15 protein-coding genes are annotated in these 15,583 nt (G+C 49.1%); 7 read left to right on the top strand and 8 right to left on the bottom strand.

Features of this window, described 5'->3' with window-relative positions; genetic code table 11:
- Window positions 1-41: 41 nt before the first annotated feature.
- Window positions 42-1,520 carry a SulP family inorganic anion transporter gene (locus CWC46_RS16580; protein WP_021015435.1) on the bottom strand — a complete coding sequence of 493 codons (1,479 nt, stop codon included), beginning with the start codon at window positions 1,518-1,520 and terminating at the stop codon, window positions 42-44.
- Window positions 1,521-1,812: 292 nt separating this feature from the next.
- Here CWC46_RS16580 and ybiB point away from each other — a divergent pair, with 292 nt between their 5' ends.
- Window positions 1,813-2,778 carry a DNA-binding protein YbiB gene (gene ybiB / locus CWC46_RS16575; protein ID WP_021015436.1) on the top strand — a complete coding sequence of 322 codons (966 nt, stop codon included), beginning with the start codon at window positions 1,813-1,815 and terminating at the stop codon, window positions 2,776-2,778.
- A 46-nt stretch (window positions 2,779-2,824) separates the two neighbouring features.
- Window positions 2,825-4,693 (top strand): M3 family metallopeptidase, encoded by a 1,869-nt coding sequence (locus CWC46_RS16570; RefSeq protein ID WP_021015437.1) that lies wholly within the window; start codon window positions 2,825-2,827, stop codon window positions 4,691-4,693.
- Between the two features lie 98 nt (window positions 4,694-4,791).
- Here CWC46_RS16570 and glnQ read toward each other — a convergent pair whose 3' ends face one another.
- The 5 genes from glnQ to rhtA form a co-directional block, all read right to left on the bottom strand.
- Complete coding sequence (gene glnQ / locus CWC46_RS16565; protein WP_021015438.1) at window positions 4,792-5,514, bottom strand: glutamine ABC transporter ATP-binding protein GlnQ; 723 nt, start codon at window positions 5,512-5,514, stop codon at window positions 4,792-4,794.
- Window positions 5,511-6,170, bottom strand: a complete 660-nt coding sequence (gene glnP, locus CWC46_RS16560) for a glutamine ABC transporter permease GlnP (protein ID WP_021015439.1) — start codon at window positions 6,168-6,170, stop codon at window positions 5,511-5,513. The genes glnQ and glnP overlap by 4 nt, the downstream gene beginning before the upstream one ends.
- Window positions 6,171-6,196: 26 nt before the next feature.
- Window positions 6,197-6,940 (bottom strand): glutamine ABC transporter substrate-binding protein GlnH, encoded by a 744-nt coding sequence (gene glnH, locus CWC46_RS16555; protein ID WP_021015440.1) that lies wholly within the window; start codon window positions 6,938-6,940, stop codon window positions 6,197-6,199.
- A gap of 391 nt (window positions 6,941-7,331) precedes the next feature.
- Window positions 7,332-7,835 (bottom strand): DNA starvation/stationary phase protection protein Dps, encoded by a 504-nt coding sequence (gene dps, locus CWC46_RS16550; protein WP_021015441.1) that lies wholly within the window; start codon window positions 7,833-7,835, stop codon window positions 7,332-7,334.
- Between the two features lie 574 nt (window positions 7,836-8,409).
- Window positions 8,410-9,288, bottom strand: coding sequence for a threonine/homoserine exporter RhtA (gene rhtA / locus CWC46_RS16545; protein ID WP_021015442.1), 879 nt, complete (start codon window positions 9,286-9,288; stop codon window positions 8,410-8,412).
- A 373-nt stretch (window positions 9,289-9,661) separates the two neighbouring features.
- Between rhtA and ompX the strand changes: the two genes are divergently transcribed.
- Window positions 9,662-10,177: an outer membrane protein OmpX gene (gene ompX, locus CWC46_RS16540; protein ID WP_021015443.1), complete on the top strand. Its 516-nt coding sequence runs from the start codon at window positions 9,662-9,664 to the stop codon at window positions 10,175-10,177.
- Between the two features lie 67 nt (window positions 10,178-10,244).
- On the opposite strand, the gene CWC46_RS16535 is transcribed toward ompX, so the two are convergent.
- Window positions 10,245-10,739 (bottom strand): MarR family winged helix-turn-helix transcriptional regulator, encoded by a 495-nt coding sequence (locus CWC46_RS16535; RefSeq protein ID WP_037380818.1) that lies wholly within the window; start codon window positions 10,737-10,739, stop codon window positions 10,245-10,247.
- Window positions 10,740-10,827: 88 nt separating this feature from the next.
- Here CWC46_RS16535 and CWC46_RS16530 point away from each other — a divergent pair, with 88 nt between their 5' ends.
- A complete protein-coding gene (locus CWC46_RS16530; protein ID WP_021015445.1) occupies window positions 10,828-11,997 on the top strand; it encodes an MFS transporter in 1,170 nt (389 codons plus the stop codon).
- Between the two features lie 60 nt (window positions 11,998-12,057).
- On the opposite strand, the gene CWC46_RS16525 is transcribed toward CWC46_RS16530, so the two are convergent.
- On the bottom strand, window positions 12,058-12,972 hold the full coding sequence (locus CWC46_RS16525; RefSeq protein ID WP_021015446.1) for a LysR family transcriptional regulator: 915 nt from the start codon (window positions 12,970-12,972) through the stop codon (window positions 12,058-12,060).
- 128 nt (window positions 12,973-13,100) lie between these two features.
- Between CWC46_RS16525 and CWC46_RS16520 the strand changes: the two genes are divergently transcribed.
- From CWC46_RS16520 to CWC46_RS16510, 3 genes are read left to right on the top strand one after another with little or no spacing between them, the layout of a single operon-like run.
- Entirely contained in the window at window positions 13,101-13,892 is a 792-nt protein-coding gene (locus CWC46_RS16520) for a 5-oxoprolinase subunit PxpA (RefSeq protein ID WP_021015447.1), read from the top strand.
- 19 nt (window positions 13,893-13,911) lie between these two features.
- Complete coding sequence (locus CWC46_RS16515) at window positions 13,912-14,160, top strand: acetyl-CoA carboxylase (RefSeq protein ID WP_021015448.1); 249 nt, start codon at window positions 13,912-13,914, stop codon at window positions 14,158-14,160.
- 33 nt (window positions 14,161-14,193) lie between these two features.
- Window positions 14,194-15,582 (top strand): acetyl-CoA carboxylase biotin carboxylase subunit, encoded by a 1,389-nt coding sequence (locus tag CWC46_RS16510; protein WP_021015449.1) that lies wholly within the window; start codon window positions 14,194-14,196, stop codon window positions 15,580-15,582.
- Window position 15,583: the final 1 nt, after the last annotated feature.

Below are 15,583 nucleotides of genomic sequence, written 5' to 3'. Positions count from 1 at the left end.
CGTTGTGTCTGAAAAGACGACGTACTTAGTAGTGATGTCCGTTAATGCTCTTCCAGTAGTTTCGTCGCGTCGATGGGTTTGTCATGAATGGCGAATTTATCGACAATCGTAGCACTGGCGGTGTTTAATCCGGTGACGTCAACCTGCTTGCCCAGGCGTCTGAATTTCATGACCACTTTATCCAGTGCGCTGACGGATGTGATGTCCCAACAGTGTGCATGGTGCAAATCGATAACGATGTGATTAATGCTGTCATTAAAATCAAAACTATTGGCAAATCGTTCAGCAGAAGCGAAGAACAACTGTCCTTTAACCTGATAATGTCGGGTATTTTCTGAAACAACGCTGTCTACCAGCATAAACTGAGCCACTTTGTTGGCGAAATTAATCCCCGCAATCAATACACCAACCAGAACGCCATAGGCTAGATTATGGGTTGTCACTACAACCGTGACGGTGGTCAGCATCACCACGCTGGTGGAAACCGGATGTGTCCGCAGGTCACGGATGGAACGCCAGGAAAAAGTGCTGATGGATACCATGATCATGACGGCAACCAGTGCAGCCATCGGAATGTGGGATACCCAGTCGCGCAGAAACATGACCAGACACAACAGGAAGACACCAGCGGTCAGCGTCGAGAGGCGTCCACGTCCACCGGATTTAATATTAATCACCGACTGACCAATCATGGCGCAACCCGCCATTCCGCCCATCAGTGACGTCACCATGTTGGCAATTCCCTGAGCTTTGCATTCCCGGTTTTTATCGCTGGACGTGTCGGTCATCTCATCAACGATGGTGGACGTCATCATCGATTCCAGTAGCCCGACCGCGGCCAACCCTGCGGAATAAGGGAAAATCACCGCCAATGTGTGCAGGTTTACCGGGATATCCGGCAGGGCGAAAACCGGCAGTGTATCCGGTAGCTGGCCCATATCGCCCACGGTTCGAATATCCAGCCCCAGGCTGAGTGACAGGATCGTCAACACGATAATGCAAACCAGCGGAGATGGGATGCTACGGGTGATAAAGGGGAAGAGATAAATAATGGCGAGTCCCAGCGCTGTCATGGCATAAACCGGCCAGCCAACATGCGTCAGTTCAGGTAGCTGGGCCATGAAAATCAGGATAGCCAGTGCGTTCACAAACCCGACAATCACCGAATGAGAGACGAAGCGCATCAGACTGCCCAGCTTCAGATAACCGGCCAGAACTTGCAGCATACCCGCCAGCAGCGTCGCGGCAAACAGGTATTCCAGTCCATGTTCTTTCACTAGCGTGACCATCAGTAGCGCCATGGCGCCGGTAGCGGAAGAAATCATGCCGGGACGGCCACCAATGAACGCGATCACGATAGTGATGCAGAATGCGGCATATAGCCCGATTTTAGGGTCAACACCAGCAATAATGGAAAAGGCAATGGATTCTGGAATCAACGCCAGAGCAACAACGATACCCGCCAGAATATCGCCACGGATATTGCCAAGCCAGTCCTGGCGGTTTGAAGACAACAACATAGTCATAAGGCCTTGTTGGTTAATAAAGCGATTATCAATACACCGACTGGTCTGTCGGTTGGCGCCGATTCATCGGCGACAGGCGCATGTTGCGCGCAAAATGGTTACGTGTGGGTGTACAGTTTGTAAAAAAGGATGGATCAGCGTGGCGAAATACGCATAAAAGATAAATCGTTAATAGGTTGTTATTAATGCGCGGGCGATAATAATGGCTTTGGTGACACGGATCAAATAAAAACATGGTATTTTCGCAGTTAGCCGATTGACTACCGTATTAGTGATGAGACGCATCATGGATTTCACTAAAATTATCAAAGAAGTCGGGCGCGGCAAACAGCACGCCCGGGATATAGACCAGACTACCGCCTACGAACTTTACCGTGAGATGCTCAACGATCAGGTTCCTGAACTGGTGTTGGGGGGATTATTGATCGCGTTTCGTATCAAAGGGGAGTCAGACGCCGAGATGCGTGGTTTTTATCAAGCAATGTGTGAGCAGACTCTGCATTTGAACCCTCCCGCGCAGCGATTACCACCCATCGTGATTCCCAGCTATAACGGCGCGCGCAAGCAGGCCTGTCTGACGCCATTGCTGGCGTTACTACTATCAAAGCTCGGTTTCCCGGTGCTGATCCACGGCGTTAGTGAGGATCCTACCCGGGTGACCAGTGCGGAAATTCTGCATGAGTTGGGGGTGATGCCGGTAAAGGACAACATAGAGGCGCAGAAGCGGCTGGACAGTGGGAAGCCCGTGTTTATGCCGGTATCCGTCCTGTGTCCGCCGATGGAACGGCAACTGAATTTCCGCTGGCGGATGGGGGTGCGAAACAGTGCGCATACGCTGGCGAAAATAGCGACTCCGTTTGCTGAAGGGGCGGCGCTTCGGTTAGCCAGTGTGTCTCATCCGGAATATGTGACACGGGTTGCCTCATTTTTTCAGAATATGGGTGGACGGGCGTTGTTGATGCACGGTACGGAAGGGGAAGTCTACGCCCATCCCGAGCGTTGTCCGGAGATACATTTTATCCATCAGCAGCAACAGGTACTGCAATTGCGGCAGGATATCGTGGTGGCTGCCGATGCGCTGCCCGCCACAAAAGACGCCGAGACGACAGCCCGCTGGACGGCACAATGCCTGGCGGGGGAACAGGCCATACCGCAGGCAATTCGTCTGCAACTGGCTTGTTGCCTGGTGGCAAGCGGGGCTGCATCCACGATGGAGCAGGCCGCCTCCGCCATCAGAAAGCAACTGGGCTGAAGGTGAATATTTCCCTCAGCGGCAAAAAATAAGAGAAGGATTAGTCATGCAACAGGTAGTGGATTATTTCAATGCGCTGAACCGCGACTATCTTGCGGTGCACCAGACTAAAGAAGATCTGTTCTGGCAATACTATATGGGAACCGGCAACGACGATGTGGCGGCTCGTTTTGCCGAGGCGGAAAGTGCCTACAAGCGTTTTATCTCACAACCACAGCAATTGGCGACATTGCGTGCGCATATTGCCACGCTGGAGGCGGCACCGCATACCGTGGATAACGCAGCGTTGTTACACGGCTTACGCGGTTGGTATCGTTTTTTCGATTGTAATGTGATTGAAGATCCTCAGGCACAATCCCTGCTGGATGAACTTATCTCAGCGGAAAATACGCTGTATTCTCAACGTAAAACCTATGAGATGACCCATCTGAATGAAGAAGGCGAGCGGGTTGAGGCTTCATTGGGCGAGTTGCTAACCAATCAGGCCACCAACGATAACGAAGCTTCTCGGCGTAGTTCACAGCAGGCATTACGCGATCTGGAGCAGTGGTTATTACAGCATGGATTTTTAACGTTGGTCAGCCTGCGTAATCGTTTCGCACGTCAGATGGGCTATCGTAATTACTTCGATTACAAGGTCAATAAGACCGAGCGTATGACAGCGGAGCAACTCTTTGCCATTCTGGACCGCTTTGAAGCGCAAACCCGTGACGCCAATCTGCGTAGTCTGCGTCAACTGTCGGCGGAAAACGGGGAAGACGCATTACAACCCTGGAATGTCCGTTATACCAGTTCAGGGGATGTAACCCGCCAGCTTGATCCTTACTTCCCGTTTGCCGCATCACTTGAACGTTGGGTAAACAGTTTCAAACGTCTGCACATCGGTTTTAACGGCGCCGACATGCAGCTCGATCTGCTGGTGCGCAAGGGCAAATATGAAAACGGGTTTATGCACGAACCGGTGCCACCGTTTATTCAGCAAGGGCACTGGGTGCCAGCGCGTATCAACTTTACCAGCCTGGCGAAACCAGACCAGATCGGCAGTGGGGCGAATGGCATCAATACGTTATTTCACGAAGGCGGGCATGCGGCGCATTTTGCCAATATTCGCCAGAATGCCCCCTGTTTCTCTCAAGAGTTTCCGCCAACGTCGATGGCGTATGCCGAGACACAATCAATGTTTTGCGACAGCTTATTGCAGGATGCTGACTGGTTGAAGCGCTACGCCACTAATGTTGAAGGCGATGTGATTCCCGATGCGCTAATTCAGGCGGATATCCGCACTCGTCAACCCATGCGAGCGTTTAATGAGCGGCATATTCTGCTGGTGCCCTATTTTGAATGGCAGCTCTATTCCTGGGACGATGACCAGCTCACACCGCAGGCGGTTACCGAGCTGGCGCGGGATACGGAACGGCGTATTTTGGGCATCGACGGCAGCCCACGTCCTACGCTGGCGATCCCGCATTTGCTGTCAATGGAGTCCGCCTGTTCGTATCAGGGATACTTGCTGGCATTGATGGCCGTTGAACAGACGCGCCATTTCTTCCTGCAACGCGATGGTTACCTGACGGACAATCCACTAATTGGTCCGGATCTGGCGCAACATTACTGGAACCCGGGTAACAGTGTCAGTCATGACGACACCCTACGTAGCCTGACTGGTGAGGGATTTAACCCGGATTATCTGGCGACGGTCTGTAACCAGACAGTGGATGACGTCTGGCAAGCGGCTGAAGCGACTATCACCGCGGCGGCAAAACGTCCTCAGCCAGCAGCGGACTTTAATTTGAATGCCAGAATTCGGGTGGTGGATGGTGAGCGGGTACTGGCAGATAATCTGCATGGCGATGACGTGATGTGTCGTGATTTTGCCGAGGTGATACAACAGGAATATCCGGCTACGGCGGAATAAAAGTATCTGTGCTGTAGCGATATCTTCAGATCAGAATGTTAAGCCGAAAGCGAAATATCCCCGCAGGAGCGCGGGGATATCGAGGAGGAAGAATGTGGTCAGGAAACGTGCTGCAGGAATTCACGCAGACGGTCGCTGGGTGGGTTGGCGACCAGCGTCTCCGGGTCACCATCTTCAGCAACACGACCTTTATCAATGAAGATCAAGCGTGACGCCACTTTCTGGGCAAAGCCCACTTCGTGCGTCACAATAACCATGGTCATCCCTTCCTCGGCCAGATCTTTCATTACCGTCAGCACCTCATGACGCAATTCCGGGTCCAGCGCGGATGTCGGTTCATCGAACAGCATCAGCTTGGGCTTCACCGCCAACGCACGGGCAATCGCCACTCGTTGCTGCTGACCGCCGGAAAGTTCAGATGGATAGTGATGTGCGCGTTCGGACAGCCCGACTTTAGCCAGCAATTCGAGGGCCGACCTTTTAGCCTCTTCCTTGCTGGCTCCCCGCACCCGGATGGGTCCAAACGCTACATTTTCCAGTGCCGTCAGGTGTGGGAACAGATAAAACTGCTGAAATACCATGCCCGCTTCCTGACGGATCAGGCGTTCATCCACGTGAGGATCATTGACGTGCAGACCATCTACAATCAAGTCACCACTGGTGATCTCTTCCAGCTTGTTGATACAGCGTAACAGCGTGGATTTACCGGAACCTGACGGCCCAATGATCACGACCACTTCACCTTGGTCAATTTTCAGATCGATATCGTGCAGAACCTTTGTCTGACCAAAGTGTTTGGAAACATTTTTAAATTCAATCATATAATTTTAAGTTTTCTTTCCAGACGTCGCAGAATAAAGCTCAGTGTCAGTGTGATGATCAAGTAAATCACTGCTACCGCACTCCAGATTTCCAGGGCTCGGAAATTACCGGCGATGATTTCCTGCCCTTCACGGGTCAGTTCCGCCACACCGATAACAATAAACAGCGAAGTATCCTTGATGCTGATAATCCATTGATTACCCAAGGGCGGTAACATGCGGCGCAACGCCAGCGGGGCGATGACGTGGCGCAGTGTGTCGCGGCGGGACAAGCCTAACGCCAGACCCGCTTCGCTGAAGCCTTTATGGATCGACAGCACAGAACCACGGGTGATTTCCGCAATATAGGCTCCCGAGTTAATCATGATGGTCACCACCGCGGCAGAAAATGGGTCGATGCGGATAGACGTCAGGATCATCGGCAATGCGAAATAGATGAACATGACCTGAACAACAATCGGCGTACCGCGGATAATTTCGATAAATACCAGCGCGATATGGCTGGACACTCTACCGCCGTAGACGCGGGCAAATCCCGCAAGCACACCAATAACCAGCCCGCCGAACAGACCCAGTACTGAAATCAGCAGGGTCATTTTTGCCCCCTCCAGCAAGAGGGGAATCGACGGCCAGATGACACTCCAATCAAACTGCATTAAATTTCTCCAGCAACAAACGGTGGTTATTTAGGTTCTACGCCAAACCATTTTTTATAGATGGCTGCATAAGTACCGTTTTCACGCAGGGTTTTCAGCGCACCGTTTACTTTTTCACGCAGCTCGCTGCCTTTCGGGAAGGCAATGCCGTACTGTTGTGCCTTAATGGATTCGCCTACCGCTTTAAACTTACCATTACCGGCAGTTTTGATGAAATACAAGATGTTAGGGGTATCATGCAGCACCGCGTCAGCACGATGGGTGGCTAATTCCAGATAGGCGTTATCGATGTTCGGGAACTGGCGTAGATCTTTGGTTTTGATATTGGCCTTGGCATAATCCACCGAGCCGGTGCCGCTTTTCACTGCCAGAATTTTACCATTCAGGTCTTTTTCGCTTTTGATGTCATGATTATCGGCGCTGACCATCACCATCAAACCACTGTTGTAATAACCGTCCGAGAAATCAACGGCTTGTTTGCGGTTTTCCGTAATAGTGATACCCGCCAGGGCAAGATCGATATTACGGGTTTGTAATGCTGGGATGATGCCACTGAAATCCATCGGTTTTAGGGTGTAACTCAGGTTCAGTTGTTTGGCAATGGCATCCCAAAGATCGATATCAAAACCAACATATTTATCGCCCTGTTTAAACTCAAACGGTACAAACGCAGTATCGGTTGCAACGATCAGTGTTTTATCTGCTGCCTGACTGGAAAGGCTAAAGGCCAGCGCGAGAGCGGCAATTGAAGCTTTGAGTAGTGATTTCATCAACATCCTTCCTATTGGTTGTAAGAGCCCCGATTTTATAGGTTGCATCACTCCAGCCGCAGAGAGCGGACACGGTGGCGAACATCTGGGGTTAGTGGTCAAAGATGGTGTTTAACCTGATTGTTTTTATCGCGTGCCAAGATAATAAGTTGGAGGAAACGTCTGCCATCATAAATACCTATGTATCGCGTTGCTATGATTAACTAAATTGTAGTGGGGAAACAACCGTTGATTTGCGTTACATCGCAATATTGTGGGTAAAAGCTAATTTTTTGTACATAAAGGCTGGCAGGATAGAGGGTTAACCTAGCTAAAAGTAGGTTTTTCTGATGTTTGAATAAGTGTTGTCCAACGGCAGATGACCGTTGGACAATGATTTATTTTAGGACAGTTATTCAATGTTCGCTTCTATAAACCACAAGAACTTATCCAAATCGCGAGACGCAGCGGTCAGCATATCGGCAGTATCCTCATCTTTCGCTTTACTGATAGCTTTACGGATGTCGTTAGCGACGACGGCATAGCGTTCTGCCAGCGCTTTCAAGTGCTCCTGCACGCTGTGGATATCAGTCGGATAGCTCTTCAGGGCGGTTTTTTCATGAATCATCTGTACTGTGCCGGTTGCTATACCACCGATCTGTACCACACGTTCTGCGAAAGTATCCAGGTGGATGATAATGGCATCGCGGAAGGTATCGATCATTTCATGTACAGCGATGAAATTGGCACCACGCATATTCCAGTGAGCCTGTTTGGTGATCAGTGACAGATCGATAAAGTCTATCACCAGTTGGTTTAGCAGTTTGATGGTTGAGGCTTTAACGTCATCGTCCAGATCATTCCGGGTGTAAACGAATTCTGAAGGGGTGGATTTTACCAGTTTAGCTGTACGCATAATTGCTACCCTCTTAATTTTATTAACTGCCTGTTCAATTTCAACCGGCTCTGATTGTTCATAATTCTGCTGTTCAACATGGTTAATTATAGCAACTCTGCCAGTGTTGTTCGCAAAGAATCACCTATTATACAAATAGTCTGTGGCATTATTTTTTCTTCCACATGAATTTGATTTTTATCATGTAACACGAAGGACTGACATCCAGCAGGATATTTTTTCACATGACTAAACGTTGCGTTATAATTTGTCATTATTAACAATGAGTTAATTGCTATTCTTGCTATTACCCGTCATTGTCTTATTTGTGGCTTATTGTTCTATATTACATTTATATGGTGAGGTAACACGATGAGATAGATTGACAAGCGCAATAACGGAATAAATAAATTAACAGGTGATGCTAAATAACATTAATCCATTTTTTATATTGATGCAAAAATAATTTCACCAAGACATATTCAGCTTATTTATTAGTCTCAATATCTGAATGTTAAGTTCATTTTTTTATCTGAAAGGGCAGATATTGAGGTTTCCCTATAGTCTTGTGTTATAGGGAAATCTATTGGTTATTTCAACTCTCCCTGGCTCGATTCGGTTTTTTTATTGTCAGCGTGGTACCTAATGAAGCTATGATGATAAACAGTAACGCTATCCACTGGGTCAGGATGAGATGTTCTCCCAGAAACAGAATGCCGGAGAGAGCGGCAATCGCAGGCTCCATGCTCATTAATGTACTGAATGTTCGTGCCGGCAGACGTGTCAAGGCTATCATTTCCAGCGAATAAGGCAGTGCCGTGGAGAGGATCGCCACCCCGATTCCCATAGGCAGGACCGAGAAAGAAAACAAGTTGGCATCGGAAAAAAATATACCCAGTGGACAAAAAATCAGCGCAGAAATTAAGGCTCCGATAGCGACACTACCCGCACCGTGGTTATTACCGGCTTTTTGTCCAAACAGAATATAAAATGCCCAGCAGGCTCCGGCACCGATGGCATAGGCGGCCCCACGGGGAGATATGCTGCCCAGATTTTGCCCCAGAGGCAATAACAACCATAATCCGGCAATCGCCAGTATGACCCACAGAAAGTCGAAGAGTCGTCGGGAAGAGAAAATAGCGACGGTAAGGGGACCGGTAAATTCCAGTGCTACGACAATACCGAGTGGAACAGTGCGCAGGGAAAGATAAAATAAATAGTTCATTCCCCCTAGCGTGATACCGTAAACGAGTAGTGGCAGACGGTTAGAGCCAAAGTGCATTCGCCAGGGTTTAAAGATGACAGCAAGAATCAACGCCCCAAACCCCAGGCGCAATGCGGTCACACCCGATACCCCAACAAGTGGGAAAAGGCTTTTAGCCAGAGCAGCCCCGCTCTGAATGGATAGCATAGAGATAAAAATCAGCAATACAGGGAGTAAAACGGAAGTTCGCAGGGTGGGGAATAAGGTCATCCATGGGGCCTTAATAGTGAGCAATTAATAAAAACCGGGCTTTACATAAATAAACAAGTTATTCAGATCCAGTTTACTCTCGTTGACCTTAATTTACTCTCTGTTTGGAGAAAATTTTCATAATATAAGTTTCAGATTGAAAACTAAGCGAAAAATTAAGATTTATCTGTTTTTTTTGCTATCAAGAAATTAAGTATTTATTTAATGGTTATGATTAAAAATCAATTGAAATCATACGGATATCTTGTGTTTGATAATTTTTGTTACATGTTTTCCCGGTTTGGAAAATATTTGCCAGGCAACCAAGTGCTTATTTTTTTGTTATATTTATAGCGCGTAAGTATTCTTTCATAAGATGAATTCGAGGCTGTATATGAAAAAGATCGCGTGTCTTTCTGCTTTGGCCTGTGTTTTGGCCGCGAGTGCTGGTTCCGCAGTTGCGGGTCAAAGTACTGTGTCGTTAGGTTATGCTCAAGGTGATATGCAGGGCGTAATAAATAAAGCCCCTGGTTTTAACCTGAAATACCGTTATGAATTTGATAATAGCCCATTGGGTGTTATTAGTTCATTCACTTATCTGGATGATAGCCAGACTACTGGTGGTATCTACCAGAAAGGTCAGTACTATGGATTGAGTGCCGGTCCTGCTTACCGTATTAATGATTGGGCAAGCATCTACGGTGTTATTGGGATAAGTGCTGCTAAGTTCACTAACAATGCAACGGTGGGGGGTGCTAACCACAGCACCAGTGACGTCGGCTTTGTCTACGGCGCTGGTTTGCAGTTCAACCCACGGGAAGACGTTGCACTGGATGTGGGTTATGAACAAAGCCGTGTCCGTAGCGTTGATATCGGCAGCTGGAATGTCGGCGTCGGTTATCGCTTCTAAATAACGTTACTACACTTGTAATTGTTGAGTGTATGTATGTGAAATCCGCTCTTATGAGCGGATTTTTTTACGCCTGAGTTAATCCGGCCACCAATTTTGCCAGTAGGTTATCCAACTGCTGTTGCTCTTCCCCGTTCAACATTGACAATACGTGGCGCTCGTTATCGACATGTAATTCCAGTAGTTCATCTACCAGTTGTAATCCTTTTTCAGTTAATTCCACCAGCGTCCCACGTCGATCTTGCGGATTGCGTTGGCGGCTGACCAGCAACGCGTCTTCCAATCGGTCGATACGATTGGTCATTCCCCCGGATGAGAGCATTAGCGCCTCATAAAGCTGAGTGGGTGATAGTGCAAAAGGTGCACCGGAGCGACGTAGTGTCGCCAGTACGTCAAACTCACCGGGACGCAGGTCAAAACGGGTAAAAAGCGGATTGATGTAGTCACGTTCGATACGCAACGATGCCTCATATAAGCGGCCAATCAGTTGCATGGGAAAGGGATCCACATCGGGTCTTTCTCGCTGCCATTGTGCAAATGCAATATCTGCTCTGTTAGTCATAGTATTTATCTTGACGTTAAGATTCTTTGTGTAAAGATATGGCAGTCTAAACCAGCAAGGTTATCGACTCAAGCCATTAGGAATGCTCATGACAACAGAATTTACCGCTCGTTCTCAGCTTTTTATTGTAATAACTATTGTTTTATTGGGACTGAATTTACGCCCTGTGCTGGCAGGTATCGGCCCATTGCTGGATCAGATTCAGGCAGCAACCGGGTTGAGCGATGGAGAAGCTGGATTACTCACCACATTGCCGGTATTCGCGATGGGATGTTGTGCTTTGTCTGGTGGTTGGTTACAGGCGCGGTTAGGTGAATATCGCGGTATTACGTTAGGAATTTCGATCATTGCCGTCGCCTGCATACTTCGTTGGTGGTTCACTACCCGTACCGGGTTGTTGATTACCGCCGCACTGGCGGGAATTGGCATTGCGCTGATTCAGGCGCTGATACCTTCATTTATCAAACATTTTTTCAGTCAACAAAGTAGTACGCTGATGGGAATTTACACCACGGCCATCATGGCCGGGGCGGCGATTGCGGCTTCATCGGTGTCGCCATTATCGGGGGTTATTGGATGGTCTGGCGCGCTGGCTTTTTGGGGTATATTGGCTCTGATCGCGGCACTGGCGTGGAAACGGATGTCGTCACTGCCAAAACCAGCCACCGGAGGGAATACCGTCTCTTTTCCACGGCTGACGCCACGCGCCTGGTCACTGATGATTTTCTTCGGCGTCGGTACGGCAGCTTATACGCTGGTGCTGGCCTGGTTACCGCCGTATTACACCAAACTGGGATGGAGCGCCTCTCAGAGTGGATTTTTGCTGGGCGGACTGACCCTGACAGAAGTGGTCGCCGGATTATTGGTGTCATCATCCATTAACTATTTTCCGGATCGGCGTCGTCTGTTGATTCCTGTATTGCTGTTACTGTTGTTGGGGATGTTGGGGCTGATTTTCGCACCGGTCTTGCTGGCATTTCCGATCATGATACTTCTGGGGCTGGGTATCGGAGCATTGTTTCCGCTCTCACTGATTATTGCGCTGGATAATGTGGATATTCCCCAACAGGCCGGTGCGTTAATGGGGTTTGTACAAGGCGGTGGCTACATTATCGCTAGCCTGATGCCATTAGTGGCCGGCTTTATTCGCCAGCATTCAACCGGGCTAGAGCAGGCATGGGTGATTATGACTGCCGGTGTGATCGTTCTGATGCTGATGGCGCTGCGTTTTGGTCCCCGTAAGCCGGCGTATGTCTGATACTCGATGAAAGCGCCATCACATTAGATGATTCTGTATCGTCAGTTGCGCCGAGCGTTGTCACCGTCGTGAGAAATTAAGGTGCGGTGTCAGAAACGCATTACGGAAATACTCCCGAATTGCCTGCATTGGTGGGGTAAATTCAGCGTCACGATGCCAGGCCAATCCGACACTCATTGGATGCACAGTATCTTTGAGCGAACGGGTTTCAATGCGTCGACCTTCCAGTGACCATGGGCGGTAGACCAGATCAGACAGAATGGCTACCCCCAAGCCATTCGCCACCATGCTGCGTACTGCTTCGACGGAACTGGTGCGCAGCATCTCCCGTGGCTGGAGACCATTAAGATCCCAGTAGCGCATGGCGCTGTGATCGGCTTCATCAACTGTCAGCATGATAAAGGGTTCTTTTGCCACATCCTCAAGACTGACTTCCGCTTTTTCGCATAATGGGTGCCGGCTGGGTAACCATAGTCGCCGTTCGGAATTGAACAGGGTTTCAGAGATAATTTCCGAATGCGTGAGGTTTGCCGTCAACACCAGAGAGAGATCCAACGCGCGATTGATCAGGCCCTGCTCAATATCACGGCGTTCCCGTTCATACAGATTGATATTGACATGTGGAAACCCATAAGAGAGCCGCTGTAAGTGAAATGGCAGGAAATACCCCATCACCGTGTAGCTGGCCGCTATTCTCAATGTTCCACTGATACGGTTGTCGGTCAGTGGGATGTTAGTGGCATCGTCTACGCTGCGTAGAATGGAATAGGCATGATTGAGAAAATAGCTGCCGTTTTCCGTCAGTGTCATGCCATGTACTGAGCGCAGAAACAGCGGTTTCCCCAATAAACTTTCCAGCTCCTGTATGGCGGCGGTGACCGCTGACTGGGAAATGTTCAACTGAATGGCAGCCTGAGATATCTGCCCCATTTCAGCGGTGGCGACAAAATACCGGATTTGGCGCAGCGTAATCATGATGTTTTCTCCGATGAATGAGCCATCTGTTTTTCAGATACCCTGCTATCTGAAAATATGTCTTTCCGAATATAAAAAATTCACTTTATATTATTTTTAAACAAATCCATCACAAATAAGAAATAATTATGAAACGTGCAGTCGATCTTAATTCTGATATGGGTGAAAATTTTGGGCCGTGGACCATCGGTGACAGTGTTGATAAAGATATTATGTCTCTTATCAGTTCCGCCAATATCGCGACCGGTTTTCATGCTGGGGATCCCAATATCATGCGAGAGACCGTTGCATTGGCAAAATATCATGAAGTGGCTATTGGCGCACACCCCGGATTTCGTGATCTGGTGGGTTTTGGTCGGCGACATGTCAATATTCAGCCACAAGAAGTGGTGAACGATATTATTTATCAGTTGGGGGCGTTGCGGGAATTTTCCCATTTATATCAATTGCCATTGCAACATATAAAGCCACATGGCGCGCTTTATATGCATCTGGCAAAAGATCCTCAGGCAGCACGGGTTTTTGTGGAAACCCTGCATGCATTGGCGCCAGGTCTCCTGTTGTTCTGTATGCATGGTTCGGCGGTGTGGCATGCAGCGAAAGAATCACAACATCCTGTTATCTGTGAATTTTATGGTGACCGGGATTATGACCGAAGTGGTTCAATTGTTTTCACCCGCCGGGTTGAGGCACGTGACCCGGAGCAGGCGGCAAAGAGAGTGTTGCGTGCCTGCCTGGAAGGGAAAGTCCGTACCGTCGAGGGGGATGATATCCCGATTACATTTGATTCGGTCTGTATTCACAGTGATACCCCCGGCGCATTGGCATTAATTAAAACCACGCGAGAAGTATTAATTAATGCTGATATTGAAATTAAATCGCCAGTAAAAGCGATTTTTAATCAGGTATCTGATAACTAAATTAAAGGAATCATTGGTAATGAAAGAATATGAAATCTGTTCTCCTTTACCCGGTATTTTCTACCGGCAACCTGCCCCGGATGTGGCAGTGTATATTGAAGAAAATGATGTAGTCACGCCAAATACGGTTATTGGTTTAATTGAAGTCATGAAACAGTTTAGTGAAATTTATGCTGAACAGGATGGACGTCTCATTACGTTTAAGGTTTCCAATGGTGAAGCTGTTGAACCGGGACAAGTTATTGCCATCATAAAAACTGATAGATAATTACAACAATAAAGATTTATTGCAGAGGTAGAGATGAACATACCAATAAGAAAATTGCTGATAGCCAATCGTGGCGAAATCGCTGTACGTATCATCCGTGCCGCTAAAAGCCTGGGTATTGCTACTGTCGCCGCCTGTAGCGAGGCGGATGCCGATTCTCTGCCTGCCCGTCTTGCCGATGAGGTTTATATTCTTGGTCCAGCCCGAGCGGATCAAAGTTATTTAAAGAGTGAAGCGCTGCTCCAGGGAGCCCGCACATGTGGTGTCGACGCTGTTCATCCGGGATATGGTTTTCTTGCTGAAAACGCTGATTTTGCCGAGGCAGTGGAAAAGGCCGGCTATATTTTTGTCGGACCGACGCCTGATACCATTCGTATGATGGGTGACAAGGCCGTCGCCAGACGTACTGCCCAGGCGGCGGGCGTACCCGTGGTTCCCGGCTCCGATAAGGCGCTGGACACCGTCACTGCCGCGTTACGGTGTGCAGAAGAAATTGGTTATCCGTTGCTGATCAAGGCGGCGGCTGGTGGTGGTGGGCGGGGAATCCGCATCGCTCACAATGCTGCCGATTTGACACGTGATTTCCCTATTGCTCAAAGTGAAGCCCGGGCCGCGTTCGGCTCCGGTGATGTCTATCTGGAGCATTTTATCCAGCATGCCCGGCATATCGAGGTGCAAATCCTGGGAGATGGCGAGCATGTCGTGCATTTATATGAACGAGAATGTTCGCTGCAACGGCGGCGGCAGAAAGTGTTTGAAGAAGCACCGTCTCCCGCGCTTTCTCCGACGCAACGCGAGGCGATCTGCCACAGTGCGTTACAGCTGGCCCAACAGATTCGTTATCGCGGTGCCGGTACGCTGGAATATCTGTTCGATATCGCCACCGGCCGGTTCTATTTTATTGAAATGAATACTCGTATTCAGGTGGAACACCCGGTGACGGAAATGATCACCGGTGTCGATCTGGTGCAGTGGATGCTGCGTATCGCCCAGGGAGAACCGTTAACGTTGACGCAGGAGGCTATCACTATTAACGGCAGCGCCTGTGAAATGCGGATTAATGCCGAAGACCCCGCTCGAGGGTTCTTCCCGTGTCCCGGCGTGGTGGAAGAGCTGGTATGGCCGCAAGGCGAGGGGGTCCGGGTTGATAGTCATCTGTACAGCGGTTACCGGATTCCCGCGTATTATGATTCCCTGCTGGCCAAGCTGATCGTGCATGGTCGTGATCGTCAGCAAGCTATCGCGCGAGCGGAGCGGGCGTTGCATCAGCTAAAACTGACCGGTATCACGACAACACAATCACTGCATCAATGGCTGATTGCCGATCCACGTCTGCGGGCTGGGCAGTTCGATACTACTACGCTGGAAGCCTGGCTGAAAGAGCGTGCGGACACCAAGACCCCGATATCTCAGGAGGCCTGAT

It is taken from the genome of Prodigiosinella confusarubida, from assembly GCF_002847015.1.
Classification (GTDB): Bacteria; Pseudomonadota; Gammaproteobacteria; order Enterobacterales; family Enterobacteriaceae; genus Prodigiosinella; species Prodigiosinella aquatilis.
Note: the sequence above shows the minus strand (reverse complement) of the source record. Positions and strands in the feature narration are given on the sequence as shown.